Genomic DNA, 26,115 nt, shown 5'->3' with positions numbered 1-26,115 from the left:
TTGTTCAGTTTTCAAAGATCAAACTCGATTTGTGTTACTCTTTTTTCGTCTCAACCGTGTTTTCGGCGGCGACTTAAATAATGTATCACATTTCGTTTGTTTTCGTCAAGAACTTTTTTTAACTTCTTTTTTTGAAGCTTTTGTTCTTCACTAATTCCTATGCAGAATTTATCAATTGTTGACGATAAGCTCGTTTGAGGAACGAAATATAATGTATCATATTTTCTGAATAAGAGTCAACCTCTTTTTATAAATTATTAATCAAACAAAAAAGGAAGGTTTCCCCTCCCACTTTATAATCCATTTAATGACAGTCTTCTCGAGCATCTACGCCTCAATCCAATAACGGATTTCCCGTCCATCTCCTCCTATAAAGGATGGCCAGCCTGCCGATTCTTTTACTATAGAACGAAACACCAGCTTGCGAAGGATGAGCGGTAGATCCTCCCGTACAAATCTCAACTGTGGATGATGGACAAGTTCATCCATACTCCACGGCTCCCTTCGACTTCCAAGCACACGCAGAAGCAAGCCGGAGCAATCGCTCATTTTGGACATCACTGAGAATTCACAAGCAAGCAGCACAAGCTCAACTCTCTGTTCCAGTGTCTCCGAGCTTACTGTAAGCTCCTGATAGAGTTTCCACAAGGCACGATCCAAACTCTGCACATGTGTCCAGACGGCATGATCCGGGTAGATCCCCTGTTCAATAAGTACAATTCTAGCCCAGTTCCCCAGAGCCTCAAGTACATTGTAATAGGCATCAACAACATGGCCCTCTTGAATGTAACGTTTGGCTTCCACATACATTCTCAAAAAGCTGGCGAATTCATGCAGCAGCTTTTGCTCACGCAATTCGGTTCCAAAAGCAGATAGTTCCTCTCGCAAATCGCTCAAGGCGTTATCTGCTTCCCAGATGATCTCACCTTCAATCAGGCACTGCATGATGTTATTGTTATCCCCCGTAATTACACTGCTCTGCAGCTCATGACGGCTGACATAGATCATTTGATAACGAAGATCACCATATTTGTAGTGTCCAACCTTGGATATCAACTGGTCGGTATTATGAACAACAAGCACAAGCAATTCAAAATCCTGGATTAGGGAGCCGTGGAATCGATCTCCCGGATGGGAATAAGCGATAGCCCCAACTGCCCCTGTCTCTTCCGACTGTTCGGACAAAAAAGCAAGGTTCTTTAGTTCCACGATTCCCTCCATACAATTCATGGCAGATAAGCGCCAAGTCAGTTATAATGTAATTCTACATGCAGACTAAGGTTTCCTTCTTATCCAGGTCCGATACTACTCATACGATAGGAGCATTTTTCATGATTTTTAAATCTGCAAAAATTAATGCTTTTCGCACTTGGGGACTACTACTTACCATGCTAGGCATGGGCCTAATGGTACTGGGAACTGCCGGAATTGTGTTCTGGGGACACGCAGGCAAAGTATTTGCCGCTGTGGGACTCGTCATCGGCCTGATTGCCATGATGGCTAGTCTGGCCATTTATTTCTGGGCTGGTATGCTTTCCACCAGCGCAGTACAAGTAGACTGTCCGGAATGTGGCAAGTTAACCAAAATGCTCGGCAAGACGGATCGTTGTATGTTCTGTCATACCATCCTTACCCTGGACCCTAATCAGGCCAATACAACCAGTTCACAACTGAAAGCGCATTCCACACCTCCATCCCCTTCCGACACAGATCATGGCATGAGTTCCAACAGCTAGATGCTCTTTTCATCAAAGCCCAGAGACAGAAAAAAGGCCCGGTATCTTCACCGGACCTTTTTTTGAATTTCAAAAAGACATTAAATTAATATATATATAAGTTCAATTGAGCTATTTCATGTTTATTTCATTTCGAATACCCTGCCTGTTTTAGCGTTTCCCATGCCGATGCATTGGCGAAGCTTCGATTCCATGCAGCTACTCCACCCAATTTCAACGAAGCAACCAAATCAACACGTGCCTGAAGCGAAACGGCATCCTCTATCCAAATTTTCTTAGTGGCCCCATCTTCGGAATATTCCACATAATTTTGTCCGCTTTGTTTATCCAGAACAGGTTTGAGTTTCTTTTCCTTAATCAGATCTGCGATGGTGCTCATGCCTACCGCTTTGGAAGACACTTTTACTTCTCCTTGATCATTAGTCTCTTCCGTCCAGATTCGAGTATATAGAGGCACAGCCATAATCAATTTGTTCGATGGTACTTCATCCTCTTCCAGGATCCTTCTCATAGAAGACTCGGTCCAAGGAAGCGAGGCAACCGAACCGGCCTTTGGACTTGCAGCCCAGTGTTCGTCATATGCCATAACGACAATATAATCGGCAAAAGAGCCTAACGAGCGACGATCCAGAAAAGCAGACCACATCTCACTGTTCGATTTCGGCGTCACATCAACCGAGAGCATCAAGCCATGTATGCGAGCCATCGCCTTAATTTCGCGGACAAATTGAGTGATGTTCGGTCCATCATCTGTATAGACATTTTCAAAGTCAATGTTAATACCGTCCAAATGATACGTCTGTGCATACTCCAGCATCTGCTCAATAATATGCGTACGTGTCTCATATGAGGCCACGGCTTCTTTCGTAATATCCGGATCAAAGCTGTTATCCATCAAGCCCCACACTTCCATGCCGGAATGGTGAGCCCAGTTGACGTATGCTTTATCCCCTTTACTTTTTACGTTGCCTTGTCCATCTGTAATATGGAACCACGTGGGGCTGACCACATTAACTCCAGGCATCTTACCAATCGAAGACACATCAGGCTGTCGATTGTATACGGCTTCCCAAACCAGGTTTACCGGTTTATTCTGCCACTTTTTCTCCGCCGCGGTCAGGGTGAACTTAGGCTTGTCCAGTTCCTTTTTCTCGGTAAGAGTGACATACTTATTAGCCACATATCCGGCATAACCATTATCCAACTGAACAAAGCTCTGATCATCACCAGTCTGCCATACCCTTACTCGCGAGTCCTGCTCCATATCGGCAATGATGGGAGAAGATTCCCCTCCGCGTTTGTATAGAGGAACGGTTTTGTCTGCCTTGGAAGACAATGTATTAATCTCCGCATACTGAATGGTGTCACCTCCACGCATCAGCAGCACGGCACCCGTTGTAGCATCTTCCTGTATAGCTATTCCATATACTTCTTTTAAAGGTTTGAGCGGAATATAAGCTTCTCCGCCAACCACCTCTGGTTTAACCGTCATGGGATAATCTCGATGATTAAGTTCCGCCTTCGTACTACCTTCCTTCATATGGAGTACTCGCTGCGGTGTTGCAATAATGATATCTCCTGTGTCAGCTTCATAACGTATTCCGGAATCGATCGCCTCTTGTAGTACCGATACAGGCAATTTAAGCTGATCTCCCGTTCCTGACGCCTCGCCATCCATTAATTGTCCGTCCACAAAAATAGGTTGATTCATGCCAATCCAGTCGGGGTCTTCATGAATCTGATTAAGCCAAACATTCGTTATTAGCCAATAAGCACCGCCTGCGACAACACAGGCAGCCAAAAATCCAGGCCAGAACGAGCGGCGCTTCTGACGTGTATATCTGCTTTTTCTACTCAAACGTCTACCTCCGTTAATCATGCTGAATCATGAAATAGCTAAACTGCTGCTGAGACTATATCCATTCTATCGTCCTAAAAACAAAAAACGTGAAGAATCCAATCTGAATTCTGCACGTTAATATTGTAATTCAACTCTCTTAATCCCTGCAACTTTTACAAACACCATAAACTTCCAATCGGTGCCCATGTACTTCGAATCCTGTACTTGACTCCGCCTGAAGCTCGACGCTTTTTAACGAAGGATAACTGAAGTCTTCAATTTTGCCGCATTTATCACAGATAACATGGTAATGATCCGTCACATTGGCATCGAAGCGGCTTGAATTATCTCCGTATGTCAATTCCCGAACCATGCCGGCTTCCAGAAACATCTTCAAATTGTTATATACAGTCGCCACGCTCATACTGGGAAACTGGGGTTCAAGCGCACGGTAAATTTCATCGGCTGTTGGATGCCCCATGGATTCCATCAGATAGTTCAATATGGCATGACGCTGGGGTGTAATACGGACACCGGTCGTTTTCAGATGCTCCAACGCATGTTGGACACGTGTTGCCATAAAACCCACCGCCTTACCTTTCATTACTCTGCAGAGACAGGATGTGTGATCACATGTTCTCTTCATTCAGAGTTGATCCTCGGCTGGAACAACGACTCTACATTTTTCCTGCCGTGTAACCTTGCCAGTTTATATTTATTGTACGGCGATTGCAAGTTTATTGTCAACGCGTCAGTCAGGGAACTTCGGACGTTTGTTCTTGGGAATTCTGTCCGTCTTCGGTCATTTGTTCCAAGTTATCATCCGTATCTTCCGAATCCAGTGAATTCGTTCCAACAGGAGGTACTGCAGGGTTACGATCAATAGTGAGGTCACTGTTTCCCTCAACTTTAACCGTATATTCTCCTTCACCAAGCTGGCCCTCAATCGTTTTATTCTTCACTTTAAACGGCAGATCCGTTTGCAGATCTCCATAACTGCTGGAACCACTGAGACTATAATCCCCCCGCTCCGGAATCAAAATGTTAATAGCACCTACAGCGCTATAAACGTCCCAGTCACCGCCTACTTTGGCGGATACAATACTTATACTGCCATTGAGGGATTGAGCTTTGACTGCCAAACTTGCGCCGTCTACACTGATATTGCCGTTTCGGGTATCCGCCGTGATCTCTCCGACGGAGTCCGTGATGCTAATACTTCCGACTTGTGTAGTCAGATTCACATTTCCAGAAACCCCACGGGCCTTCATGTCGCCTCGATTACTGTTCAAGTCCACATTTCCGATCGCATTTGCCACAACAACATCACCATTCAGGGTTTTACCAGAAATATCACCTACCGCATTCGTAATTCGTATCCGTCCATTTCCTGTCTCAGCCAAAATGGTACTAATGGCTTCCGGACGATTCAACAATATGGCTCCATTGGACGTTCGAATATCGAGATTGAAACGACGATCATCCGGGATCGTTATGGTGATATTCATCCGCGGCTGTGTTTTCTCGTTCTCTCCATACGTTTTGCCTGTAGTTTTGATATGAATCACTTTTGTCCCGTCTGCCTCAACAAAGGAAGCGTCCGCCACTGCTTTGGCCTGCACTTCAGTTGTCTGATCCACCCATACTACCGTACGCACCTCAATCTCTTCTGTGTCCCCCCGCTGTACCGAGATATCCCCGTTCACTCCCTCAACAACGAGGTCCGACGTATCCATACCTACAGGCACCCGAATCGTGCCCTTATCTTCCATATATCCTGCTGCCTGACTATAGTCCATGGATGCTGCTCCTAGATTAAGACTCACCCTGTTCCACAAATGCATATAATGATCCTGCTCAGAAACGATAAAAACAGATGCCGTCAGGACAAGGGACGTCAGGATTCCTTTCGCATCGGGTCTGAAGCGCATTTTAATTTTCTCACTTTGGTTGTCTGAAGCTGCATTCCCTCTTCGACGTGTCACTAAGAACAACAGTATGTATTCTACACCTAACACAACGATCAAGAGGGGCCACCAATCGACCATCTCATATACATAGTCCGTTCCCCACCGTTTATCCAAAATCAACAACACACCGACAGCTACGAGTAAGGCGGCAGCCGTATAGCGGCCGACCCGGACTTTACGGTTCATGGCTATCCCTCCTTGAATAGTTCACACTAGATTTTCTTTTTGCGAAGCATGACCCAGATTTCCCGTCCGAAAAGGATTAGTCCTCCTGCGATCATCAAAACAGCAAAAGTATATCCGCCATACACAGCGATTAACTCTTTAAACCAACGCGGTTTGCGAAAGAACAATACCAGCAGCGATCCTCCAACAATCAGAAGTAATCCAAACGAAATGCCTCTCTCCCACACCATCATAGCTTCCCCTGCAGAACGTTCGTTAGGGATGGGCTTGTCCGAGCTATTGTGCGTAACCGCTCTTCTCCTGCGCATCATCACCCAGTCCGCAGATTGCAATACATCGAATACATTGTAAAAGTAAATCACCGGAATAAACAATGCCAGTAGGATAAGCAATGGTACATTGATCTGTATTCCAATAGTTGAGAAATACAAAAGTGCTGACAGGTCTAGAAGCACAAGCATCATGAAAGTCAGACCTCTCATGTATAGTCGGAGATAAATATGGCCCAGACCCGGAATAATTGCACTTAGTAACCCGGCAATAAACTTGTGGGTCCGATTTCGGACAGGTTTTCCGCGCTTTCCGCTCGAATTATGGTTCGACTGACGTTTCCGTTTCATAAACGACTCCTTTCTTCCGGGCTGATGTTCCCGCTCTTCATGCATTTGGTTAGATAGTACCCTAAAGAGCCTGGAGAGTAACTGGAAGAAATATGGTTATGAGCAAAAACCCTCCGGCACTAAAGGCCTCAGAGGGTTTAATTCATTTATTCGACCGACACTTTCGTTACATGTTCCCACTGTCTTAACTTGGATACGAGCTGCACTGCACTGAACTCATGTGGCATGTAGACATGCAACACAATTTCAATTTTGCGTTCAACCGATATCATTTCTGCATAAGCCAAATCCTGCTCATTAACCGTTATTTTACGGATTTTGATCTTCTCCTGCTCCATAAATGAAGATACCTGTTCCAGAAAACCGGGCTCAGACAAGGTATGAAGTGTAACAACATGTAGTTTGTTTCCCCGTATATACCTAAGTTCCAACTTGTTGAATACCCAGAGATTAAGTAATACCAAGACTGTTGACACGATGGAGGCAAAAAAGAATCCCGCGCCTGTTGCCAGTCCGATGGCTGCCACAACCCAAATGGAAGCTGCCGTTGTCAGTCCGGTGATTGACTTGCCAGTAAAAAGAATCGTGCCCGCTCCGAGAAACCCAACGCCTGTAATAACGGCTGTAGCCAGACGGGCTGGATCAATCCTTACGTTTAATTCATTTGCAAAATCTTTAAAACCATAAATAGACAACATCATGATTAGTGCAGATCCAAGACATACCAAAATATGGGTACGCAGACCAGCAGCATGATTGGAACGCTCCCGCTCCAGGCCTACAAGCCCTCCAAGCAGCATAGCCAGTAATAATCGCAATAAAATGTGCCACTCATCTATTAACCAGGGATTGCCCAAAGCCGGTATTCCTCCTCCAAGTTGTTCACATCATTAATCTTTATTCTTATGAAATGTCGTTAATTCCACTCCAGGTGCAATCTGTACAACTTCCACGGGCTTAAAACCGAATTTGGTATACAAATTCACGGCTGGCTGGTTCAGCGTCCCTGTGGAAACGATATAACGCGGAAGATCCGGATACTGTTCAAACACATACGTCATCAAAGCAGCAGCAATTCCTTTACGAAAATGATCAGGGTGCACCATCATGCGTGTGATCGTCAACGTATTGATCTCTTCCTCATCTACTGCGACCGCACCAAGTAATTCACCATCCGTGTCCAAATAGCCATAAAAGATCTCTCCACAGTTCTGCAGGGTCTCCATCGTATCCATCAAAGGCGGAATTTCCTGAAAACCGATGATTTCGGCTTCGAGTCGATAAGCTACATGCTGCAGTCGCCAGAGCTGACCTATGGTCTCCACATCACTCAATGACAAAGATTGAATCTTCATACCTTCCTCATCTCCTTAATACATCACGGAATCCTGGACAATAAAATCAAACTTGTGCCCCTAACAAAAAGAGGCTGTCACAGGGACGAGCCTCTTTCTGTCCGGCCTCACCGGATGGATTAGCGGTTCAGTACATCTGTAAGCAGTTGATTGGCTAGTCCCGGATTGGCTTTGCCTTTGCTTTCTTTCATGACTTGACCAACGAGGAAACCAATGGCCTTCTGCTTCCCAGCCTTGTAATCTTCCACGGATTGCGGGTTGTTCGCAACAACCTGCTCCACAATGGCGAGAATGGCACCTGAGTCACTAATCTGGACCAGACCTTTTTCTTCGACAATTTGCTGCGGGAGCTTGCCGCTCTCCAGCATTTCCTTAAATACCGTTTTGGCGATTTTACTGTTAATTGTACCTTTTTCAAGCAATCCAATCATCTCACCCAGACCTTGGCCAGTCAGTGGCACCTGAGTCAATTCAAGGTTGCTGGTATTCAAGTAACCAAGCAAATCGCCCATAATCCAGTTGGATACGGCTTTGGCATCCTTGGTGTATTTCAGACTGTCTTCAAATAGATCAGCGACCGCTTTGGATGAGGTAATAACCTCTGCATCATAATTAGGCAGTCCATAATCAGCCGTATAACGGGCTTTACGCTCGTCCGGAAGCTCCGGTATGGAAGCTCTGATCCGTTCTTTCCAGGCTGCATCAATATGCAGCTTCACCAAGTCCGGATCTGGGAAATAACGATAGTCATGCGCTTGCTCTTTACCACGCATCGACAGTGTTTTCCCTTGAGCCTCATCCCAGCGACGAGTTTCCTGAACCACTTCACCGCCGTCGTCCAAAATTTCAGCTTGGCGGAACTGCTCGTATTCCAGACCGCGCTGAACGCCACGGAAGGAGTTCATGTTTTTCAGTTCAGCTCTCGTTCCCAGCTTCTCCTGTCCATGCGGACGCAAACTAATGTTGGCATCACAACGCAATGAACCTTCTTCCATCTTCACGTCGGATACATCACAGTACTGCATGATGGCACGCAATTTCTCCAGATATGCACGAGCTTCCTCCGGAGAAGAAATCTCCGGCTCGGACACAATCTCCACGAGCGGAGTACCCACACGGTTGAAATCGACCAATGAAGCATAACCGCCGTCAACGTGGGTAAGCTTCCCTGCATCTTCTTCCAGATGAAGACGTGTAATCCCGATTCGCTTCGTTTCACCGTTAACTTCAATATCGATCCAGCCATTCTCACCGATCGGTTGATCGAATTGTGAGATCTGATAAGCTTTTGGAGAATCGGGGTAGAAGTAGTTTTTGCGGTCAAACTTGCTGACATCAGCAATAGTGCAGTTAAGGGCCATGGCTGCTTTCATCGCGTAATCTACAGCTTGGCGATTCAATACAGGCAATACACCTGGATGTCCGAGACAGACCGGACAAGTATGTGTATTTGGCGGAGCTCCAAAGGCAGTGGAGCAGCCGCAAAAGATTTTGGAGTTTGTATGCAACTCGACATGGACTTCAAGTCCAACAACCGTTTCATATTTAGATGCGGACATTTCTATATTCCTCCGTTCCGGGCAGTCTACAGCTGCGGACGCTGCTTGTGGAATTCCGTATTTTGTTCAAACGCATGCGCTACGCGCAGTACGGTTGTTTCATCAAAAGCTTTACCGATAATCTGCATGCCGACAGGCAGTCCGTCCGAGAATCCGCAAGGGATGCTAACTGCAGGTACACCAGCCAGGCTGACAGGGATAGTCAGAATATCATTGAGATACATCGTAAGTGGGTCATCGACTTGGGAACCAAGTTTAAATGCCGTAGTTGGCGCAGTTGGCCCAATGATGACATCATATTTGGCAAATACGTCGTCGAAATCCTGTTTGATCAACGTACGCACTTTCTGAGCTTTCAAATAATACGCATCGTAGTAACCCGAGCTGAGTGCATAGGTTCCAAGCATGATGCGTCGTTTCACTTCGGGACCAAAACCTTGACTACGGGATTGGTGGTACAAATCCAGCAAGTTTTCCGGATTGTCTGCACGAACACCATAACGTACGCCGTCGAAACGAGCCAGGTTCGAAGAAGCCTCTGAAGAAGCGAGCAGATAATACGTAGCTACCGCATATTCGGTATGCGGAAGGGATACTTCTTCCCATGTTGCGCCGAGTCCTTCGAGGACTTTCAGTGCAGACAGGACGGTTTCTTTAACTTGAGGATCAACGCCTTCACCAATGTATTCCTTCGGAACAGCAATGCGAAGTCCTTTGACATCCCCTGTGAGTCCGCTCAAGTAATCCGGGATATCTACTTTCGCGGATGTCGAATCTTTGGCGTCATAACCAGCAATGGCTTGCAGCACATAGGCAGAGTCCTCGACATTTTTCGTCAAAGGTCCAATCTGATCCAGAGAAGATGCGAATGCAACCAGACCAAAGCGGGAAACGAGTCCGTAGGTCGGTTTCAAGCCAACCACGCCGCAATAGGATGCAGGCTGTCTGATGGAGCCGCCTGTATCTGATCCCAATGTGAAATAAGCCTCTCCTGCCGCAACAGCCGCAGCAGATCCACCACTTGAGCCGCCCGGAACACGATCGAGTGCCCATGGATTACGTACAGGGTAGAAGCTTGAATTTTCATTGGAGCCACCCATGGCGAATTCGTCCATGTTCAGCTTCCCGATCGTCACGGTATCCGCCGCTTTCAGCTTCTCGACAACTGTTGCATCATACACCGGGTCGAAATTGCGCAAAAACTGGCTGCCGCATGTTGTGCGAAGTCCGTTCGTAACGATGTTGTCCTTAATGCCGACAGGCAGACCGAAAAGCAAACCTTTCTCCTCACCGCTGACGAGACGATCATCCAGTTGACGTGCACGTGCACGTGCCTGCTCTTCATCCAACGCCAGATAAGCCTTAACCTTCTCATCCCGTTCACCAATGTTTTGATATGCCTGATTCACCAGATCGCTGACCGACAGCTCCTTGGCGTGCAGCTTGTTATGTATCTCCGGCAACGATTGTTCAAATAAACTCACGTAATTCGTCCTCCTTCCGGTTATCCGTTATTCCATTACAGCAGGCACTTTGAATTGCCCGTCTTCTTCATCTGGTGCATTGCGCATGACCTGTTCAATCGACAGACTTTCCTTCGTCTCATCTTCACGCATCACATTGCTGACGTGCAGCACGTGAGTGGTTGGCTCAATGTTCTCTGTATCCAGTTCATTCAGCTTCTCAGCATATTTTAAAATCGCGTTCAGCTGTCCTGTCAGGGTCTGCTCTTCTTCAGCAGTCAAATTAAGCCGGGCCAGCTTGGCCACATGCTGAACGTCATTATTCGAAATACTCATTTCCGGATGCCTCCTTCATTCGTTCTAATTCCTGAAACCGCCGAAAACGAATCGACCGTTTAACGGGCTAAAGTCCAAGATAACTTTTTTCATTATAGGTGAGATAGTTCGACAATTCAATGCAAATGACCCGAGTTACCGAATATGCAAAATAACCCCAAACGGTGGAGTCCTCCTTTAATACAAATTTCAAAACCTAATTAACTGAATTTTTACGTGCAAAACCAGGATAATGAGGGGATTCAAAATTCATATGTTCCAATCTAATCAAAAAAGAGCCGGCATCAGCCGACTCTTAAAATTCTAAATCCATGCACGCAGGTTAACCTGCTTTATAAAATCCGCCTGTGACATAACATCGTTCGCGGTTTCTTCTTCCTCTTCCACAGCTTGAAAATCTCCGTTCATCAGATGATGAAACAGTTTCTCATTGTGTGTCGCAAGGGCGTAATCTATCAACGCTTCTCGCTCGACCCGCTCAGCTTCCTGCTTCAGCAGAACCTCTTCTAGATCGACGTCGCCGGATGGAACAAAAAAGTTCCGATTCACCTGCGGCACTCGAAGCACGTAATCGAACGCATTGTCCGGATTCCGGTCATAAGCGATGATGAAACCATATTCCCCCACAGGAAGATTCTGCTCAAACGCATCCGCGACGATGACAACCTTCTCTCCTAATCGCAGCATCGTCTAACCTCCTGGTAGTCTATCTTTTTATTATTTGTATAGTCTACTAGAAAAGAATAGCGATGTCTACGATTACTAGAATTAAACAAAACATTTGTGCAAAATCTTTTTTTTCAAGCCATTAACTCTATGATTTGCCCGACGTTCGCTTAGGTGGTCTGCGATCTGCTCTCACCACAATAAACCAATATATGATCAAAGGTGTTGGGAACCCGGTAATGCCCCACAATCCCCATAACCAGGGGAAACGGCCACGTCTGCGTGCATCCTGAAAGATCCATGTTCCCTGTATTAGCAAGAGAATGGCAATCAGAATAAGCCATATGAGAGGAATCTCATTTAAAGAATAATGCAGATCATTCATGACGAGTCTCCTTCCGGCGTCGCCCTGACCAGATTACTGCCACGGCAATCGCTGCACACAAGCTTATAGCCTGGATACCCAAATATAGAGCTGGAGCCGAATGGAACAACAAGACACCAAGAGCAATAATGAACAGTCCCACAATCCAGAACAAAATCATTTCGATCCGATTGGCTCGTCGTTTCATTTGTTTTCGTTCCTTGACTTGGGCTTCAATGGAGGCTAATGAAGGAATGTTTACAGGTTCATACGCATCATCGAGCACTTTCATCTGTTGTTGCATTCGCATCAGAATCTCTTGTTCATCCTGTTCCTCAGATCTGCTCATGCTCAACCCAGCTCCTTTCTCAATTGACGAAGACCATAGGCAGTTCGAGACTTCGCCGTTCCGGATGGAATACCCAGCATTTCACCAATTTCATCATAGCCATAGCCATAATAATGCTTCAACAGGACAGTAATACGATGTTCTGGGGTTAACCTTGTCATGGCATCCATGACATCTGTCCATTCTTCATTCCGGCTCTCAAATTGCCACCGCAATTTCCGTACAGCCTGATTACGAATGGCTTCCAGCCAAATCTGTTCTCTTCGTCTGCGCCTAGTCTTGTCGATATATATACGGGTGGCAATCGTAATCATCCATGACGAAAAGGCAGACGAGCCATCGTATCTATGAATATTTTCCATACATCGAATCATCGTATCCTGCACCGTCTCCTCAGCAACGTTGGGGTCCATCGTTACTTTGACAAGATACTTATACACAAAAGCGTAATGGCGCTGCAGCAGTTCTGCCAGCGCACTGTCATCTCCCTGTATCGCTCTCTGTACCTCTTCCAGTTCGGCTGCCTCCATCTGAATCATCACCTGCTCTCCGCTCAGTCTTATGTTATTACGACAGGCTCTGCAAAAACGTTCAATTCAATCCAAAAAAAATCTGAAGCCGACAATTTCCCGGGCAATCAGACTTCATTTCGGTAATCTTGCAGTTTGTCGAACCACGGTTGGTTGCGGGCTCCGCTGCTTAATAAACGACTTCTCCATATATTCTGCTGTTGATCCTTGATTGGATTCATCTCATTGTTCATGTAATTATGTAGTTGAGGACGCTGGGTAACTGCTTCTATTCTGCCACTTTCCATTGCTCGTCGGTTTTCTTCGATGATCAGGTTCTCGGAACGTTGTCCCAACTGGATCACTCGCTTTTTCTCCACTTCTAATTCCTCGCTCTCATTAGCTATTGTTTCTTTCATCATTCTTCTGACTATTATCATCTCATGCACATTATAATTCGACTTGCTAAATGGACTAGAACGATCTTCTGTAGATACTTGTCAACGAACTGTATGTAGGGTTAAACGGATGTAACTTTGATAAAAAAAGTGAGTGAAAACAAAAAAAGAACGCAAACCGGGTATAGACCACAGTCTGCGTGCTTCGCAAGTTAGGGTGTTTCTTTGTATTGCTTCAGTTAGATGGTGCTTTAACGCTTGTAACAACTAATTGCTATTCTAATGAAAAAGTTGTCACTTGTCCAGACTTTCTTCACATAATTTGTCGGATCATCTTGCAGACACGTAAGGATTGTTCTTCTTCTCATAACCGATTGTCGTTTTGGGACCATGACCTGGATACACTTTGACCTCATCCGAGAAGGTGTACAATTTGTTCTGGATTGAATCAATCAGATCGCGTTCACGGCCTCCTGTCAGATCCGTTCTGCCTACACCCATACGGAACAGAACATCTCCAGCAAACAGATCCTCACCACATAGCAGACTTACACTGCCTGGTGAGTGTCCTGGTGTATGGTACACTTTGAACGTATGACCAATAAAGTTCAACGCCTGACCTTCGTCCAAGGCATATTCAGCTGGATCTGTCGATAACGGCGGGGTAGCCTGAGGCCAGTTCAAAGAACCATTCAATTTCGGCGTTGTGAGCCAATCACTCTCCAAGTCATGCAAATAAACGGGACAGCCTTTCAATTTGCGAATTTCATCCACGCCGCCCATATGATCAAAATGCGCGTGAGTGAGCAGGATCGCTTCAATTTCAAGGTCTTGAATAGCTTTGAGTAATGGGCCCGGATTCATTCCCGGGTCAATGATTACGGCTTTACCTGGATCATCACCCTGCAACAGATACGCATTGGTCTGGAGCGGTCCCAAAGAAAATGTACGAATGTTAAGCATATCGGCTCAGTAACCCGAAATCAGTTCACGCAACTCACGAATAATAGCTGCATTGGACTCCGTTCCTTCCCCATAACGTTTACCAATCTCTTGACGTGCAACAGCCAAATTATCCTGATAATCTGCCGCTTCACGATCTGGGTTGTTACGTTTGAATTCAACCATAACTTCCTGCACATGTTGTGGACGAGGTCCCCATTGACCCAGTACATGTCCGCCCGTATCTGCAAAAATAACGACAGGGACAGAGCGTCCGCCCATCGTAAGGAACTCATCCATCACTTCAGGGTGATTTTCCAAAATTAGAACTTCAGTCGGAATGCCGGAGATTTCCAGCGCCTGGAACACGACTGGAACATTGCGTACCACGTCGCCACACCAGTCAGCAGCCAAAATTAGCACACGCAAATCATCGCGGTGATTCAGGCTTTCGAAAAATTCACGATCATCCTCGCTTGGCCATGCAAAGCTGTCATAGTTTGCCTGGAACTCACTTTGGTTCTTCGTCATGCTCTCAATGAATTCTTTCGGTGGCAGACCTTTACCGAATTTGTGAGACAAGTTTGGTTTTCCCATAACTAGACACTTCCCTTCTTTTTACGAGCATTCATCCATTTAATAAGTACATAAACAATCATAAGTGCGAGAGCAACGAGCAGAATCGGCATAATATAAGGTGCCGCTTTCTCGTTGATATGTTGCCATTGATCTCCAAGTATCATCCCTAAATATATAAACAATGCAGACCAAGGTATAACAGCGAGGGTTGTCAACAAAATAAATCGACCCGTATGCATTTTGGAAATACCGGCAGGAATCGATATGGCATGTCTTACGACCGGAACAAAACGCGCCGTGAAAATGACACCTGTCCCATACTTGCGGAACCACTCTTCGGAATGGTCGATGTGCTTTTTCTGGATCAATATGTATTTTCCGTAGCGTTCAAGTACAGGTCTTCCGCCATAACGGCCAATCCAGTAGATAAATAGCTGGGCTATGACACCGCCCACGGTACCAAAAATCATTGCACCGAAAAAATTAATATGGCCTTGTGAAACGAGAAAACCTCCATATGCCAGTACAATTTCACTCGGAATAACTTCAAGCATTAATCCAAGCATAATTCCAAAGTATCCAAGACTCTGAATCCAATCGAATAATTGATTGACAATGTTATGAATAACGTCCATCTCGACCCTCTTTCTTCATCCTGATTGGCAGTGCCCTTCCGCACCATGGATGTTCGTCCTTATTTTATCACAGGCCTCTAGCTGTTGCTACTTCACCCGTCTGGGATAGTGTCCCGCAGGCAGCCGTTTGCATATGGTATCGGGAGAGGAGCGTGAGAAGATGTCATTCAAATCAGCACCCGGTACTCCCCCGGTCAAACATAACACCCCAGGCCAGAAGCTGCCTTCTGCCCGAGGTATCCGAAGAGCATGCAGTAAAGAGCTGTATCGAACAGCTAAAAAGTTAAAGGTATATATCTCCCCCGAGCTGATGAAGCAAGCGGAAGAATTGTATTATGGGAAGGTCATCGCCAATCTGCTCTGGATCGGAGAAAATCGGGATAATCGCAAAAAATTATGCGAATGGTGGAACGCGGATGTCAGCCTAGAGATTGCGACTCTATGGGGTGTAGAGGTAGAACCGCTGCAAGCTGCCTTCAAGAATGCATTTGGCGGATACCGCCTGTAGGTTGAGAGCAACTAACAGGTAGTCGAACAGCTAATCGTACAGCATATTGCTCGATTTTTGAATAACCTGAACTGAGGCGTAAGGCAATACTTTCGTTGGATCCATGCGAGATCGTTCATCATGTTAAATATTGAATCAATGTTTTCATGGATTTTGTTCACCATCGGCGTTACGTGAGGTCAGATATTCAGGGACTCTTTCTGGTCACTTCTGAAGCAAGTGGATCCAAAGCAAGGAGGCGCAGATTATCCCCATAACGTGATGCTTCTTCTCCAAGCCCAAAACGCCGATCATTTCTCTCCTCCCCTGCTGCCACTTCTTCAGCCAGTTGTCTATAACGTTCGTATATCTTTACTCCAGCAGCAGCGGTCTGCCTCCCTCGTTCAGCATACCCTGCCGCCAGTTCCCTCCGTGATGCCTGTTCCATCCAATACAAGGCTTGGGACTGGCTGGACGCGTCAAAACGATTTAGGGCCAGGCCATGTTCAAAATAGTTCCCAGCCGATTCTCCTCTACCCGATTGAGCGGCTAACCGCCCCAGCTCTCTGTAGAGTTGGGGTGAAACAGGGGAACAGGACAAGCTCTGCACCAATATGGATTCAGCTTTTTTCGCTGGAAGCGTACGGGACAGGGAGATGGCGATGTCCGGCCTGTAGGGGTTAAACTTGTACGCCTCAGTAAGCAGCGCTTTACGCTCAGCATCTCCTGAATCTTTTGACATGGCTAGACGATATTGTTGTTCTGCCGCCACCTGTTGTCCAGCAAGCCAGACTGTGCCGCCAAGCCAAAACATGACGAACAGTCCGGTGAATATCCGTTGAGGCCACGGGCTTAACGGACGGAGAAAACGAGACCGCTTTTTGTCAGCCGCGGATTCCTGTAGAGTTGGCGACGAGAGGGCCCAGCCCCCCAGCCAAATGAATATCATCCAAAGGAAGGTGAAGCTCCAGTCAAAGTCCATTGCGCCATGGAGGCCAAAAATAATAACCGAAGGCAGCAGTTGAGGTGCTTGCCTCCACATCGTCCGCAGAGTGAAAAAGAACCATCCGGCGATGAGCATCAACCCGATCACGCCTGTATCGAGAGCCAGATCGAGGAAGCCGTTGTGGACCTCGCCTCCGACATAAGGCGAGGATTGGATGGCGCGAAACATGTTGCGCCATGTCTCCCCCCCGTGGCCCAGCCATGCGGCCTCGGTCCAAAGCTTCAGGGCGTCCCGCCATATCTGAAGGCGTGACAGCCCTGTGCCGACACCAGCCGCCATGCGGTCGGCGGTGGAGGCCACGGCAACAGTGGCGGCGGTGACTCCCGCCAGCACTGTTGCCGTGAGGGCAGCGGCGCGCGCACGAGCGCCGCTGTGCCACAAACGGCACAGCAGCAGCGTGCCGAGCAGCGCAGCTGCCCATGCCCCGGCCAATGCCAGCAGGCCGGGCACGGGTGCAGGCGCCAGCTGGGCAGCAGCCAGCTGGCGGTAGAGCCAGGCCGCGCACGCCAGTGGCGCGGCCGTGGCCAGCAGCAGCGGCACGCGGGCACCGCGCCGCTGCAAAGCGAAGGCGGCGACTGCGGCGCAGCCGGTCGCCAGCCAAGCGCCGCGCGACTCGCTCAGCAGGAGCGCGGCTTGCGCGGGCATGAGCGGCAGCACTGCCGCGATGAGCCGCCCGGCCGACAACGGCCGAGCTATGGCGCGCGCGGCGGCGGCCAGCCGCTCCAATGCGTACATGCCAACAACGGCACCGTACGCATTGGGGTACTGCAGCAATCCGCCGAGCCGGGCTCCGGCGGAGCTAATCTCGGGATCAACGGTTCGCATGACCCCATAAGGCAGCGGCAGCACACCGCACGCAGCAAGCACTCCGCTTAGCACAAGCAGGCCGCCTGCCATTTGCCAGCCCCAGGCAAACCATCGCGCTCCGTTCACGCGTGCGGCCAACATAACTGTTAGCAATGCAAATATCGCGAGAAGGCTCCAGCGCAGCATCGCCTCCAAGCTTCCCTGTACACTGACAGTGCCCATCCCTACATGCAGGCCAAACCAGACTGCTATCGCCAGGGGCCAAAGCATCCAGCGGAAGTGAGCATACTGCATAATCGCCTCATATAGTCGTTTGAGGTAATCCAACCACTGAGCAATCCCTAACTGCCCTCTCGTCTTCGGTGCATTAAAGCACATAATGAACAAAACAAACCAAATAAGTACACTTCCTGATGCCATGAGTACCATGAGATATACGTCCGTAGCATAAAACAATCCCCTACATAGATATCCTGCCAACAGTAAAGCCACTGCAATTAAACCTAAAACTGTCGTTAATGCCGTTTCTGATAATCCGGAAAATACAATTTCCTGATTTCCTCCGTCCACCTTGTCCAGCCTATCTGTATCACTAATCTTGCTCCGATTAGTCTTCTTATCTGATCTCGCCTCCTTCATGCGCCTCCCTCCTTTCTCCCGTCTCCGTATTCTTCTTAATTAATTTCAAACCAAAAAAGACAGAAGCTCCCAATAGGGTCTTCTGCCTGATTTCATGCCTTTGGCACATTATATATATTTTCACGGGACCCTCTTACCAGTATGTCCCGTCAACGGCGATGACAGACGATCTGTATCGTCTCAAAGGATCAAATAACTCAATCATGTATCTATCCTTTTTACCTTCTGCCGTCACACATCATGCTTCACTCTTCATTATCCCGTACATTCAACAGTGATCACAGTGGCTGGCATCTTGGGAGACACCTTTGATCGATTCCTCATTTGAATTCTCTTGGCTCGCATCTGCCCCATGGTTCGGCGCAGCTTCTTTCAGCTTGCCGTCACCTGGAAGCAAGTCCGCACATGCCCGCTCCAAATAAGGATCTGCGTGAATGAAATCACGGAATGCAGTATATTCTTTCCACATGTCAGCAGTCTGTCCAGCCTGGCCTCGTACGGCACGGATTAATATATTTTTCGGCGTATGCTCCATGTCGATAAATTCGAGCAACTGCGTTTTGTATCCCATCAGATCGAGCAGCTTGGCCCGAATGGCATCCGTTGCCAAAGCGGAGAAGCGTTCCTTCAGAATACCGTGTGACAACAACGGGTTCATCACGTTGGATTCAATCTGGTCAAATAGTTCGTGCTGACAGCAGGGTACAGATAGAATAACGGAAGCGCCCCAACGAACAGCTTTCTCCAAAGCAGCATCGGTTGCTGTATCACAGGCATGCAGCGTTACGACCATATCCACCTCATTGAGCTCGTCGTAGTCAGCGATGTCCCCAACGAGGAACTTCAGATCACCGTAATGCAATTTGTTTGCCAGATCATTACAGTGTTCAATAACATCGGCTTTTAAGTCGAGTCCAATAATTTTGAGCGATCTGCGCTGTTGTACGGACAAATAGTGATATAAAGCAAAGGTGAGATAAGACTTTCCGCAACCAAAATCAACAATGGTCAATGGACGGCCCTCCGGCAGATGCGGGATGACATCCTGTACCATTTCGAGGAAACGGTTGATCTGTCTGAACTTGTCGTACTTACGAGCCAAAACGCGGCCTTCCTCGCTCATAATCCCCAGCTCGACTAGGAACGAAACGGGAACTCCATCTTCCAGCACATATTGCTTTTTGCGATTATGCGAGAGGTCCACCGCAGTTTTGGAAGCCGACTTGGTCAGGATGGACACTTTATATTTTTTGCTGATCAAAATTTGATAGTCTGCGTCTGTAGTACAGAGCAGTCCTTGACGAAACGTCTCTTCGCATAGCAAAGTCATGCGCTCTGCCGCTTCATCCGGAGTCAAATTCTCATGCAGCACTTTGTTGGTATAATGAAATGCGAATTGATAATGAAGCTGATTCTTGAGCGTTACCGGCTTGACTTGCACTTTCGTATACGAGACATTGTCCCGTCTGCGCAGCTGGCTCCAGGTCGCTGTAATCAGCGAATTCTGTTCAAAGATGTCTTGTATAAGCTTTCGCAATGAATCCACGGGGGTACATCTCACTTTCGGTTTGGTTTGGTCAACCGTTACCATAACACAATTCCGTTCCCTCTCCAAGTAAACGGGCCTATTCACGGTTTAACGGTTCAGCTCGGCAAGCCCCTCTTCCACTTCTTCACGAGGCAAGCCACCTTGTAGCAATTGCTCATCTTCCAGTTGTCTTAACCTTTCATAGAAAGCCTGTACCTCACCCCGATACTGAATGGGATGGCTGTCTTCTACCTGCAGCAGTCTGTACCAGCTATTCTCAGCCTGATCATAACGCCCCTGCTGTTCACGATACAGGGCAAGCTGCTTTTCCGTTCGTGCCGGAAGTTCGTATTGTTTCGTCTGCTCCAATATTCCCTCCACACGATCTGGTGCATCCAGCAGCTTCGGATTAGCCCCATTATTCAGTGCGTACAGGTAAAAATGAAGTGCTCTCATCAGACGAATAAGTGCTTCATTCTCCGACTCCATTTTTTCCTGATCATCTATGCCCTCTACTTTGGCCTTTTCATTATAAATGTACGCCTCTTCTTCAATTAGCCTGGCGGCTTGTTGCAGATTGTCCACTTCAATGACGCCGCGAAAACGGAACATTTCAATGACATCTTCGGCCGGCAGTGAGTTCAGCAGAGATAAATTCAGTCCAAACTGCCTACGCAGTAGCTCGTCCAGCTCGGACAGAGCCTCCGTGTGTTTTCGCTGTTGTTTAAGTGTAAATACTTTGCCGATCGCTTCTGTCATTTCCTCCATCATGCGGAGCAGATAATCTTTCCTGAACATGCTATGTGCCCCCTCATCGTTCGATCGTGTACATTCCAGTTTCACTTGCAAGATCCATTCTCATCATTTTAATTCATGCCATGACAAAAAGCCAAAACATGGTCTATAGCTCGCCCTATGCTCTGGCCCTAAACAACTAAAACCCCTGCCGTTCTTGAGCGAAACGGTGCAGGGGTTTAGCAAGGTATCGACGCTCCGCCAAGGAGGCGAAATCATCGGATACTCTATTCATGTACCATTAGTACCATTATTATTTCGATAATCCCGTCAAAAATTGTTTAATGACCTGAATTAATTCTTCCGGAGCTTCATACATGCTCATATGTCCTGCTCCAGGAATCACGGCTTGTGTAATATGTGGCTTGTCACTTGTGAATGTTCGTTCCGGCGGAATGACAGCATCCTTCTGACCAGCAACCAACAGGACAGGAAGCGGTGTAGCTGATAATACATCACGGCGGTCCGGCCGTTCACGCATAGCCAGTGCAGCTCCAGTTGCCCCTTGCGGCGCTGTCTGGTAACCAATTTCCTTCACACGTGTCACTTGTGACGATAGCGATTCAACATGTTCTGGTGCAAACAAACCGGGAACCAGACCATCTACAAAGTGAACAATGCCTTCCGTCTGAATGGTGGATACTGCACGAAGGCGTTTTTCTTTGCCTTCTTCACTATCTGGATAGGCTGTGGAATGAATCAAGCCGAAGGCATTTAATCGTTCTGGGTGGCGCTGTGCGATAGAAAGTGCGATATATCCGCCCATGGAGTGACCGAGCAGAAAAGCCTTGTCCACCTTTAGCTCATCCATTAATTGCAATACGTCATTGCCCATCTGATCAATGGTATAACTACCTACTGGTGCGTCCGTTTTACCGTGTCCACGCAGATCGGGTACGATGCAACGATAGCTGCGTGCAAGCTCAGGCACTATTTCATCCCAGTAGGATGAACTGCCGCAGTATCCGTGGAGCAAAATGAGTGCTTCTCCCTTACCCTGTTCGGCATAACAAATCGTCGTTCCGTCACACATCACTTTTTCCATATAAATCCCTCTCTCTGCGCGAATTAAATTAATTCAAGTTGTATATTATTAAGCCTGCATATCATTAATGAAACGTTTATCTGTATTTCACTGCTTCAGCGACCGCCTCCACAATCGATCTGGACATGCCCATAACGAAATGAAGCGAGGTCATCTGTAGAATGGAATAAGGTCTCGGTCCATTAGCATTCACTACAGCAGCCACGCTGTAATGACCAACTGGCGGCAGCTTGCCTCCAACCGATTTTGCCGGAATAAGTGGATGTTCCGCAAGATAGTATGTACCTGTTGCCTGTTTTGGACCCAGACAAGCATCTATGGCGATGATGGCATGATGTGACGGGACAAGCGCCAGCCTCTTCTCCAGCGTATCCGCATCACAAGGAGAAGCCAGCGTCCCTATAACATGATTCACTCCATACTCCTCCAGTAGACTGCCTGTCAGTGGGCCCAGAGCATCTCCGGTGGAACGGTCCGTCCCGATACAGACAAAGGTGATTTCATCCGGTGAATGAAGCTTATAGATGTGCTTAAAAAACAATACCAAGTCTTCTCCCTGCACATTTTGGCGGGCTTCCCTACTTTGATGCCTAACCAGTTCCCGCTTATATACTGCCAATCTCTTACCTCCTTTACACATGTACTTCATACCTAAGGCTCTATTGTTATATTCCTCATTTTACCCGATGCTTGATTTCGCCGCAAAAGCATTGGCCTGGGCCTGTCCAATCATGATACAATGACAACAGTTTCCGATACGGAAGGGATGGACATAACGATGGATTTAACGCAAGCAAGCGCAGCCAACATGGAATATATGATTGAAGCGATCAAAACGAAGCTGCGGATGGCCAGTGGAGCTGCCATGCAAGCTTCGGCTTTCCCACTTGAGAAGTATGAAGATTTGTTTGACCTGTATGAGATGGTCCTGAGCAAGGAACATCTGAGTATCTCTGAAGTGGAAGCTGTCGCTTCCGAACTGGGTAATCTCCGCAAATCCTAGGGCGGCATTGCCCATGGAAAAGAGGACCTGTTCTCCACATCACAGTGGGAACAGGTCCTCTTACTTTTGTTTTTTCGTTAAGGCAAATCCACCAATACAAATTCAGCAGTCTCGCTGCCTGTACCTGTAATTTGCAGATCACAGCTTTTGCGGATTCGTGCAGCATCACCCGGCTTGAGATTGAAGTTGCCATCCGAACATACAATCTCGATATGGCCACTAATAAGGAAGAGATGTGTACGCCTATCTTCATGTTGAGGGTACATTAATTTTTGACCGGATTCCAGATGGGATAGATAGCAAGTCACATCCTGTGAAATAGGCAATGCTCCCTCTGCTCCTTCTCCCCCTTGCCCTGATACAATCGGACAAAGACGGTTCAGATGCTCCTGAGCCTCTACACGACGATTAGTATACGAGGGCTTCAACATGCGCTGGGATGGCAGGAACCACATCTGTAGAAAGCGTACAGGTTCATCCTCTGACGGGTTAGTCTCTGAATGCTCTACGCCAGTACCCGCACTCATGACCTGAACCGTTCCCGGTTCCAACAATTGCTCCGTTCCCATGCTATCCGTATGTTTTAACGTACCTGATATGACATAACTAACAATCTCCAAGTCATGATGTGGATGTCGCTTAAAGCCTTCCTGCGGCATCAGTGTGTTGTCATTATGAGCCAGAAGACAACCAAAATGGGCATTGCTTGGATCATCATAGTCCGCAAAGGAAAAGCTGAATTCACTGTGTATCCAACCTCGATCCGACGTGTGCCTTTCTTCCGATGTCACTACTTTAATCATGTTCATCCACCTCCAAGAGTTTAGAGCTGCCGCACTATCGCAGCAGTTCTTGCGTGTATATTTAGAATTCTATAGATCAATACCAGTTGGTATGTCATCTTTACCCGTGGTCCGGGAATTCTAATCACGCCCCTTGCATATGGTTATACGCTCTCCTCAGGTGAGTGAAGCTTGAATTCGATCTCTGCCCGCCCTACGACTTTACCGGCGTCGTTCCGAATGTCAGGTGGATATACTTCTGCCAGTCGTTCAATGGTTTTCCGATTGCTATATCCAATCTGCTCCAGAATGGATTGGGCAATATAGGCCCATTCTTCTTCCGAACCGTCAAGCACTTTGAACGTAATTCCGAGGCGTTCCTTTTTCAGGGCAAAACCAAACACACCCTTGAAGCCACCTTTGGCTACAATGTTGCTATCTTCAAGCAGCACGGAATCCACTCGCTGCGTTCCTCCTACCATTAACGGATATTCGTTCATGGCTCCAGTAATGGTCTCTACCGCCGAACGTGTAGATGGGTCCTCGATCAGATCCGGGCAAGCCAGCTTCAGATATGCGTTCGACAATGCCGATAACGGCAACGAAAATACCGGAAAGCCGCAGCCATCCGTCCCAAGTTTAATCTCTTTCTGTTCAATCCCTGCCATATAGGCCATGGTCTCGAGAATTTCACGCTGTACCGGATGTTCTGGCTCTGCATAACTTCCCAAATCGGCCTGTTTCATCTGAGTGTATGCGAGAATGCCCAGATGTTTACCGGAGCAGTTGTGTAGAATACGACGTTTCTCTCCTTGGGCGCGCAGCCATTGATTTCGGCTTTCTTCATTGAGGGGATAACTCGGTGCGCAAATCAAGCACTCCTCCCCCAATCCTATTTTGCTTTCTATCTGCTCCAGCACCTGAATATGCATCGGTTCCGAACGGTGCGAGGAAGACATGATGGCAATCTCCTGAGCTGTCAGACCATAATGCCCGGCAATACCAGCACGAATTCCCGGAATAGCCTGAAAAGGCTTGGCGGACGAACGGGTAAACGATCTAAAATGAGGATCGCCGGCTGAATATACAACATTGCCGTTCTCATCCGTAATGCTTATGTGTCCGTAATGGGCGCATTCCATAACGCCCGCACGGTATTCTTTAATTAACAGGGCACTCTCCATGCGAGTTCTCTCCTTTATACTCCCGAATTCATCTCTGCTTTGCGTCACGACGCCGCATGGGATATCTTAAATAGTATAGTACAAAAGCGACGTTTTTACAGTTTTTTCGACAGACATTTCGGGTAATCCTTTATCAATCTTTATCTACCTACTACCCTCACTGAAGGAGATACTCATATATGCTGCGCAAAACGCAATTACCCACTTCCGGGTTAGCTCGCAAAACTTCGGTACGTCCACTGCTCAACTGGGTTGGTGTTGGAATGATAGCCAGCGTTTCGGTTGTCTTCTTACTGGCAGCTCTGGGAGCGTTACTGGGTAACGATGTTATCGTTTCATTGGATGACCAGATTCAGCAGTTATTTTATCTGAACTCGAATTCACGTCTTTATCTGCTACCTTTCATTTCATTCATTACTGCGCTCGGTTCTTTCAGACTTTCTGCCATCGCAGCTATCGGTTTTTCCATTCTTTTCTTGTGGCAGCGTCGTCCCCGTTTCCTCATATATGGTTATGCGTTACTCAGCAGTTTTGCCATGATGTGGATTCTCAACACCTTATTGAAGGAAATATTCAGGCGCAGCAGACCTGAGCTGGAACATCTACTGGTTGTTCACGGATATAGTTTTCCAAGTGGCCATGCGATGATCTCGATGGGGTTTTATGGCATGCTCTTTGTCATCTGGGCAATTGAACGACATCAACGTTTGTCTGGAGCTGCACTACCTGTCCTTTGCGGAATTACATTTATATTTCTAGTCGGCCTCAGCCGTATCATGCTGGGTGTACATTTTCCAACTGACGTTTTCACCGGATTTGCTGCTGGACTGGCTTGGATCTTCTGTATGATTAAAGGGATTCAACGTTCCGTCTGAATTGCACTATCCTATAATTTCCAGTACAGATCTCTCTACATTGATTGTTTCACCTGGAAGCACGGCGTTTATATACGAAGTAAGCAAACGCGAACAGACACCATCCTACATCAAGCACAAAGGAGGCGGTTGTTATGTGGGGTATCATTATCAGCATTGTTATGGCAGTCATTATCGGTGTAATCGGTGATGCACTTGCCGGTCATAACATGCCTGGAGGAATCATCGGTGCAATGGTTGCCGGATTTGCCGGAGCCTGGCTGGGAGCACTCTTGCTTGGTAACTGGGGACCGGTCATCGGTAACTTTGCCGTAATTCCTGCCATCATTGGAACAGCGGTCTTTGTCTTTTTGCTGGGGCTTGTGTCCAGACTGTTCAGACAGGCTGCCTGATCGGTCCAACAAGGTGTTCGTTGTTTCGTATCCGTTTCTTAAATTTGAAGAAGGAGTGATTTGAC

The 26,115-nt window shown here is 47.3% G+C and carries 30 protein-coding genes; 5 read left to right on the top strand and 25 right to left on the bottom strand.

Annotated elements, in window-relative coordinates; all coding sequences use genetic code 11:
- Nucleotides 1–327 precede the first annotated feature (327 nt).
- Nucleotides 328–1,209, bottom strand: coding sequence for a nucleotidyltransferase-like protein (locus tag CS562_RS25940; RefSeq protein WP_257219608.1), 882 nt, complete (start codon nt 1,207–1,209; stop codon nt 328–330).
- 122 nt (nt 1,210–1,331) lie between these two features.
- Between CS562_RS25940 and CS562_RS25935 the strand changes: the two genes are divergently transcribed.
- Nucleotides 1,332–1,736, top strand: a complete 405-nt coding sequence (locus CS562_RS25935; protein ID WP_053778954.1) for a YgzB family protein — start codon at nt 1,332–1,334, stop codon at nt 1,734–1,736.
- Nucleotides 1,737–1,863: 127 nt separating this feature from the next.
- Here the strand turns inward: CS562_RS25935 and CS562_RS25930 are convergent, their stop codons facing one another.
- The 17 genes from CS562_RS25930 to uptA all read right to left on the bottom strand — a co-directional run bounded on the left by CS562_RS25930 (nt 1,864) and on the right by uptA (nt 15,507).
- Nucleotides 1,864–3,594 (bottom strand): glycosyl hydrolase family 18 protein, encoded by a 1,731-nt coding sequence (locus tag CS562_RS25930; protein WP_099858592.1) that lies wholly within the window; start codon nt 3,592–3,594, stop codon nt 1,864–1,866.
- Nucleotides 3,595–3,733: 139 nt separating this feature from the next.
- Nucleotides 3,734–4,156 carry a peroxide-responsive transcriptional repressor PerR gene (gene perR / locus CS562_RS25925; protein WP_024631328.1) on the bottom strand — a complete coding sequence of 141 codons (423 nt, stop codon included), beginning with the start codon at nt 4,154–4,156 and terminating at the stop codon, nt 3,734–3,736.
- A 175-nt stretch (nt 4,157–4,331) separates the two neighbouring features.
- Nucleotides 4,332–5,732 carry a DUF4097 family beta strand repeat-containing protein gene (locus CS562_RS25920; protein WP_099858591.1) on the bottom strand — a complete coding sequence of 467 codons (1,401 nt, stop codon included), beginning with the start codon at nt 5,730–5,732 and terminating at the stop codon, nt 4,332–4,334.
- A gap of 26 nt (nt 5,733–5,758) precedes the next feature.
- Nucleotides 5,759–6,352, bottom strand: coding sequence for a hypothetical protein (locus CS562_RS25915; RefSeq protein ID WP_099858590.1), 594 nt, complete (start codon nt 6,350–6,352; stop codon nt 5,759–5,761).
- Nucleotides 6,353–6,498: 146 nt separating this feature from the next.
- Nucleotides 6,499–7,209 carry an MgtC/SapB family protein gene (locus CS562_RS25910; protein WP_099858589.1) on the bottom strand — a complete coding sequence of 237 codons (711 nt, stop codon included), beginning with the start codon at nt 7,207–7,209 and terminating at the stop codon, nt 6,499–6,501.
- Between the two features lie 33 nt (nt 7,210–7,242).
- Nucleotides 7,243–7,707 carry a GNAT family N-acetyltransferase gene (locus CS562_RS25905; protein WP_099858588.1) on the bottom strand — a complete coding sequence of 155 codons (465 nt, stop codon included), beginning with the start codon at nt 7,705–7,707 and terminating at the stop codon, nt 7,243–7,245.
- Between the two features lie 119 nt (nt 7,708–7,826).
- Complete coding sequence (gene gatB, locus CS562_RS25900; RefSeq protein WP_099858587.1) at nt 7,827–9,266, bottom strand: Asp-tRNA(Asn)/Glu-tRNA(Gln) amidotransferase subunit GatB; 1,440 nt, start codon at nt 9,264–9,266, stop codon at nt 7,827–7,829.
- Between the two features lie 26 nt (nt 9,267–9,292).
- On the bottom strand, nt 9,293–10,750 hold the full coding sequence (gene gatA, locus CS562_RS25895; protein WP_064640573.1) for an Asp-tRNA(Asn)/Glu-tRNA(Gln) amidotransferase subunit GatA: 1,458 nt from the start codon (nt 10,748–10,750) through the stop codon (nt 9,293–9,295).
- Nucleotides 10,751–10,777: 27 nt separating this feature from the next.
- Nucleotides 10,778–11,065 (bottom strand): Asp-tRNA(Asn)/Glu-tRNA(Gln) amidotransferase subunit GatC, encoded by a 288-nt coding sequence (gene gatC / locus CS562_RS25890; RefSeq protein WP_063566618.1) that lies wholly within the window; start codon nt 11,063–11,065, stop codon nt 10,778–10,780.
- Between the two features lie 303 nt (nt 11,066–11,368).
- The gene (locus CS562_RS25885; RefSeq protein ID WP_024631336.1) at nt 11,369–11,752 is read right to left on the bottom strand and encodes a hypothetical protein; all 384 of its coding nucleotides are present in this window, start codon (nt 11,750–11,752) and stop codon (nt 11,369–11,371) included.
- A 127-nt stretch (nt 11,753–11,879) separates the two neighbouring features.
- A complete protein-coding gene (locus CS562_RS25880) occupies nt 11,880–12,116 on the bottom strand; it encodes a hypothetical protein (protein ID WP_099858586.1) in 237 nt (78 codons plus the stop codon).
- The gene (locus CS562_RS25875; RefSeq protein WP_099858585.1) at nt 12,109–12,444 is read right to left on the bottom strand and encodes a YxlC family protein; all 336 of its coding nucleotides are present in this window, start codon (nt 12,442–12,444) and stop codon (nt 12,109–12,111) included. Before CS562_RS25875 ends, CS562_RS25880 begins: the two co-directional genes overlap by 8 nt.
- A gap of 2 nt (nt 12,445–12,446) precedes the next feature.
- Nucleotides 12,447–12,983, bottom strand: a complete 537-nt coding sequence (gene sigY / locus CS562_RS25870; protein WP_240343258.1) for an RNA polymerase sigma factor SigY — start codon at nt 12,981–12,983, stop codon at nt 12,447–12,449.
- A 98-nt stretch (nt 12,984–13,081) separates the two neighbouring features.
- Nucleotides 13,082–13,333 (bottom strand): hypothetical protein, encoded by a 252-nt coding sequence (locus tag CS562_RS25865; RefSeq protein ID WP_179087216.1) that lies wholly within the window; start codon nt 13,331–13,333, stop codon nt 13,082–13,084.
- 348 nt (nt 13,334–13,681) lie between these two features.
- Nucleotides 13,682–14,314 (bottom strand): MBL fold metallo-hydrolase, encoded by a 633-nt coding sequence (locus CS562_RS25860; protein WP_099858584.1) that lies wholly within the window; start codon nt 14,312–14,314, stop codon nt 13,682–13,684.
- 6 nt (nt 14,315–14,320) lie between these two features.
- Nucleotides 14,321–14,890 (bottom strand): thioredoxin family protein, encoded by a 570-nt coding sequence (locus CS562_RS25855; RefSeq protein WP_099858583.1) that lies wholly within the window; start codon nt 14,888–14,890, stop codon nt 14,321–14,323.
- 2 nt (nt 14,891–14,892) lie between these two features.
- Complete coding sequence (gene uptA, locus CS562_RS25850) at nt 14,893–15,507, bottom strand: undecaprenyl phosphate transporter UptA (protein WP_076291270.1); 615 nt, start codon at nt 15,505–15,507, stop codon at nt 14,893–14,895.
- A 160-nt stretch (nt 15,508–15,667) separates the two neighbouring features.
- Between uptA and CS562_RS25845 the strand changes: the two genes are divergently transcribed.
- On the top strand, nt 15,668–16,015 hold the full coding sequence (locus tag CS562_RS25845; RefSeq protein WP_064640579.1) for a hypothetical protein: 348 nt from the start codon (nt 15,668–15,670) through the stop codon (nt 16,013–16,015).
- A gap of 187 nt (nt 16,016–16,202) precedes the next feature.
- Here the strand turns inward: CS562_RS25845 and CS562_RS25840 are convergent, their stop codons facing one another.
- From CS562_RS25840 to yyaC, 5 genes are all read right to left on the bottom strand, one after another.
- Entirely contained in the window at nt 16,203–18,446 is a 2,244-nt protein-coding gene (locus CS562_RS25840; RefSeq protein WP_099858582.1) for an O-antigen ligase family protein, read from the bottom strand.
- A 268-nt stretch (nt 18,447–18,714) separates the two neighbouring features.
- On the bottom strand, nt 18,715–19,992 hold the full coding sequence (locus tag CS562_RS25835; RefSeq protein ID WP_257219607.1) for a class I SAM-dependent methyltransferase: 1,278 nt from the start codon (nt 19,990–19,992) through the stop codon (nt 18,715–18,717).
- A 90-nt stretch (nt 19,993–20,082) separates the two neighbouring features.
- Nucleotides 20,083–20,772, bottom strand: coding sequence for a DUF6483 family protein (locus CS562_RS25830; RefSeq protein ID WP_099858581.1), 690 nt, complete (start codon nt 20,770–20,772; stop codon nt 20,083–20,085).
- Nucleotides 20,773–21,022: 250 nt separating this feature from the next.
- Complete coding sequence (locus tag CS562_RS25825) at nt 21,023–21,814, bottom strand: alpha/beta fold hydrolase (RefSeq protein WP_076291267.1); 792 nt, start codon at nt 21,812–21,814, stop codon at nt 21,023–21,025.
- 76 nt (nt 21,815–21,890) lie between these two features.
- The gene (gene yyaC, locus CS562_RS25820; RefSeq protein WP_257219606.1) at nt 21,891–22,433 is read right to left on the bottom strand and encodes a spore protease YyaC; all 543 of its coding nucleotides are present in this window, start codon (nt 22,431–22,433) and stop codon (nt 21,891–21,893) included.
- Between the two features lie 159 nt (nt 22,434–22,592).
- Here yyaC and CS562_RS25815 point away from each other — a divergent pair, with 159 nt between their 5' ends.
- On the top strand, nt 22,593–22,817 hold the full coding sequence (locus CS562_RS25815) for a DUF1128 domain-containing protein (RefSeq protein ID WP_076291266.1): 225 nt from the start codon (nt 22,593–22,595) through the stop codon (nt 22,815–22,817).
- Nucleotides 22,818–22,894: 77 nt separating this feature from the next.
- Here CS562_RS25815 and CS562_RS25810 read toward each other — a convergent pair whose 3' ends face one another.
- Both CS562_RS25810 and CS562_RS25805 read right to left on the bottom strand, forming a co-directional pair.
- Complete coding sequence (locus CS562_RS25810; protein ID WP_063566607.1) at nt 22,895–23,620, bottom strand: pirin family protein; 726 nt, start codon at nt 23,618–23,620, stop codon at nt 22,895–22,897.
- Between the two features lie 143 nt (nt 23,621–23,763).
- Entirely contained in the window at nt 23,764–24,783 is a 1,020-nt protein-coding gene (locus tag CS562_RS25805) for an asparaginase (RefSeq protein WP_099858579.1), read from the bottom strand.
- Between the two features lie 179 nt (nt 24,784–24,962).
- Between CS562_RS25805 and CS562_RS25800 the strand changes: the two genes are divergently transcribed.
- Nucleotides 24,963–25,658 (top strand): phosphatase PAP2 family protein, encoded by a 696-nt coding sequence (locus CS562_RS25800; protein ID WP_099858578.1) that lies wholly within the window; start codon nt 24,963–24,965, stop codon nt 25,656–25,658.
- Nucleotides 25,659–25,792: 134 nt separating this feature from the next.
- Complete coding sequence (locus tag CS562_RS25795) at nt 25,793–26,050, top strand: GlsB/YeaQ/YmgE family stress response membrane protein (RefSeq protein ID WP_063566604.1); 258 nt, start codon at nt 25,793–25,795, stop codon at nt 26,048–26,050.
- Nucleotides 26,051–26,115 lie beyond the last annotated feature (65 nt).

The organism is Paenibacillus sp. LK1 (genome assembly GCF_002750415.1).
Taxonomy (GTDB): domain Bacteria; phylum Bacillota; class Bacilli; order Paenibacillales; family Paenibacillaceae; genus Paenibacillus; species Paenibacillus taichungensis.
Note: the sequence above shows the minus strand (reverse complement) of the source record. Positions and strands in the feature narration are given on the sequence as shown.

Excerpts from the sequence above, each read along its gene's own strand:
- CS562_RS25815 (WP_076291266.1), top strand. The coding sequence starts at position 22,593 with ATGGATTTAACGCAAGCAAGCGCAGCCAACATGGAATATATGATTGAA.
- CS562_RS25810 (WP_063566607.1), bottom strand. The coding sequence starts at position 23,620 with ATGATTAAAGTAGTGACATCGGAAGAAAGGCACACGTCGGATCGAGGT.
- CS562_RS25805 (WP_099858579.1), bottom strand. The coding sequence starts at position 24,783 with ATGGAGAGTGCCCTGTTAATTAAAGAATACCGTGCGGGCGTTATGGAA.
- CS562_RS25830 (WP_099858581.1), bottom strand. The coding sequence starts at position 20,772 with ATGTTCAGGAAAGATTATCTGCTCCGCATGATGGAGGAAATGACAGAA.
- CS562_RS25795 (WP_063566604.1), top strand. The coding sequence starts at position 25,793 with ATGTGGGGTATCATTATCAGCATTGTTATGGCAGTCATTATCGGTGTA.
- CS562_RS25875 (WP_099858585.1), bottom strand. The coding sequence starts at position 12,444 with ATGAGCAGATCTGAGGAACAGGATGAACAAGAGATTCTGATGCGAATG.
- sigY (WP_240343258.1), bottom strand. The coding sequence starts at position 12,983 with ATGATTCAGATGGAGGCAGCCGAACTGGAAGAGGTACAGAGAGCGATA.
- CS562_RS25840 (WP_099858582.1), bottom strand. The coding sequence starts at position 18,446 with ATGAAGGAGGCGAGATCAGATAAGAAGACTAATCGGAGCAAGATTAGT.
- CS562_RS25920 (WP_099858591.1), bottom strand. The coding sequence starts at position 5,732 with ATGAACCGTAAAGTCCGGGTCGGCCGCTATACGGCTGCCGCCTTACTC.
- gatC (WP_063566618.1), bottom strand. The coding sequence starts at position 11,065 with ATGAGTATTTCGAATAATGACGTTCAGCATGTGGCCAAGCTGGCCCGG.
- CS562_RS25935 (WP_053778954.1), top strand. The coding sequence starts at position 1,332 with ATGATTTTTAAATCTGCAAAAATTAATGCTTTTCGCACTTGGGGACTA.
- uptA (WP_076291270.1), bottom strand. The coding sequence starts at position 15,507 with ATGGACGTTATTCATAACATTGTCAATCAATTATTCGATTGGATTCAG.
- CS562_RS25905 (WP_099858588.1), bottom strand. The coding sequence starts at position 7,707 with ATGAAGATTCAATCTTTGTCATTGAGTGATGTGGAGACCATAGGTCAG.
- CS562_RS25915 (WP_099858590.1), bottom strand. The coding sequence starts at position 6,352 with ATGAAACGGAAACGTCAGTCGAACCATAATTCGAGCGGAAAGCGCGGA.
- CS562_RS25880 (WP_099858586.1), bottom strand. The coding sequence starts at position 12,116 with ATGAATGATCTGCATTATTCTTTAAATGAGATTCCTCTCATATGGCTT.
- CS562_RS25855 (WP_099858583.1), bottom strand. The coding sequence starts at position 14,890 with ATGGGAAAACCAAACTTGTCTCACAAATTCGGTAAAGGTCTGCCACCG.
- perR (WP_024631328.1), bottom strand. The coding sequence starts at position 4,156 with ATGGCAACACGTGTCCAACATGCGTTGGAGCATCTGAAAACGACCGGT.
- CS562_RS25800 (WP_099858578.1), top strand. The coding sequence starts at position 24,963 with ATGCTGCGCAAAACGCAATTACCCACTTCCGGGTTAGCTCGCAAAACT.
- CS562_RS25885 (WP_024631336.1), bottom strand. The coding sequence starts at position 11,752 with ATGCTGCGATTAGGAGAGAAGGTTGTCATCGTCGCGGATGCGTTTGAG.
- CS562_RS25860 (WP_099858584.1), bottom strand. The coding sequence starts at position 14,314 with ATGCTTAACATTCGTACATTTTCTTTGGGACCGCTCCAGACCAATGCG.
- CS562_RS25845 (WP_064640579.1), top strand. The coding sequence starts at position 15,668 with ATGTCATTCAAATCAGCACCCGGTACTCCCCCGGTCAAACATAACACC.
- gatB (WP_099858587.1), bottom strand. The coding sequence starts at position 9,266 with ATGTCCGCATCTAAATATGAAACGGTTGTTGGACTTGAAGTCCATGTC.
- CS562_RS25825 (WP_076291267.1), bottom strand. The coding sequence starts at position 21,814 with ATGGAAAAAGTGATGTGTGACGGAACGACGATTTGTTATGCCGAACAG.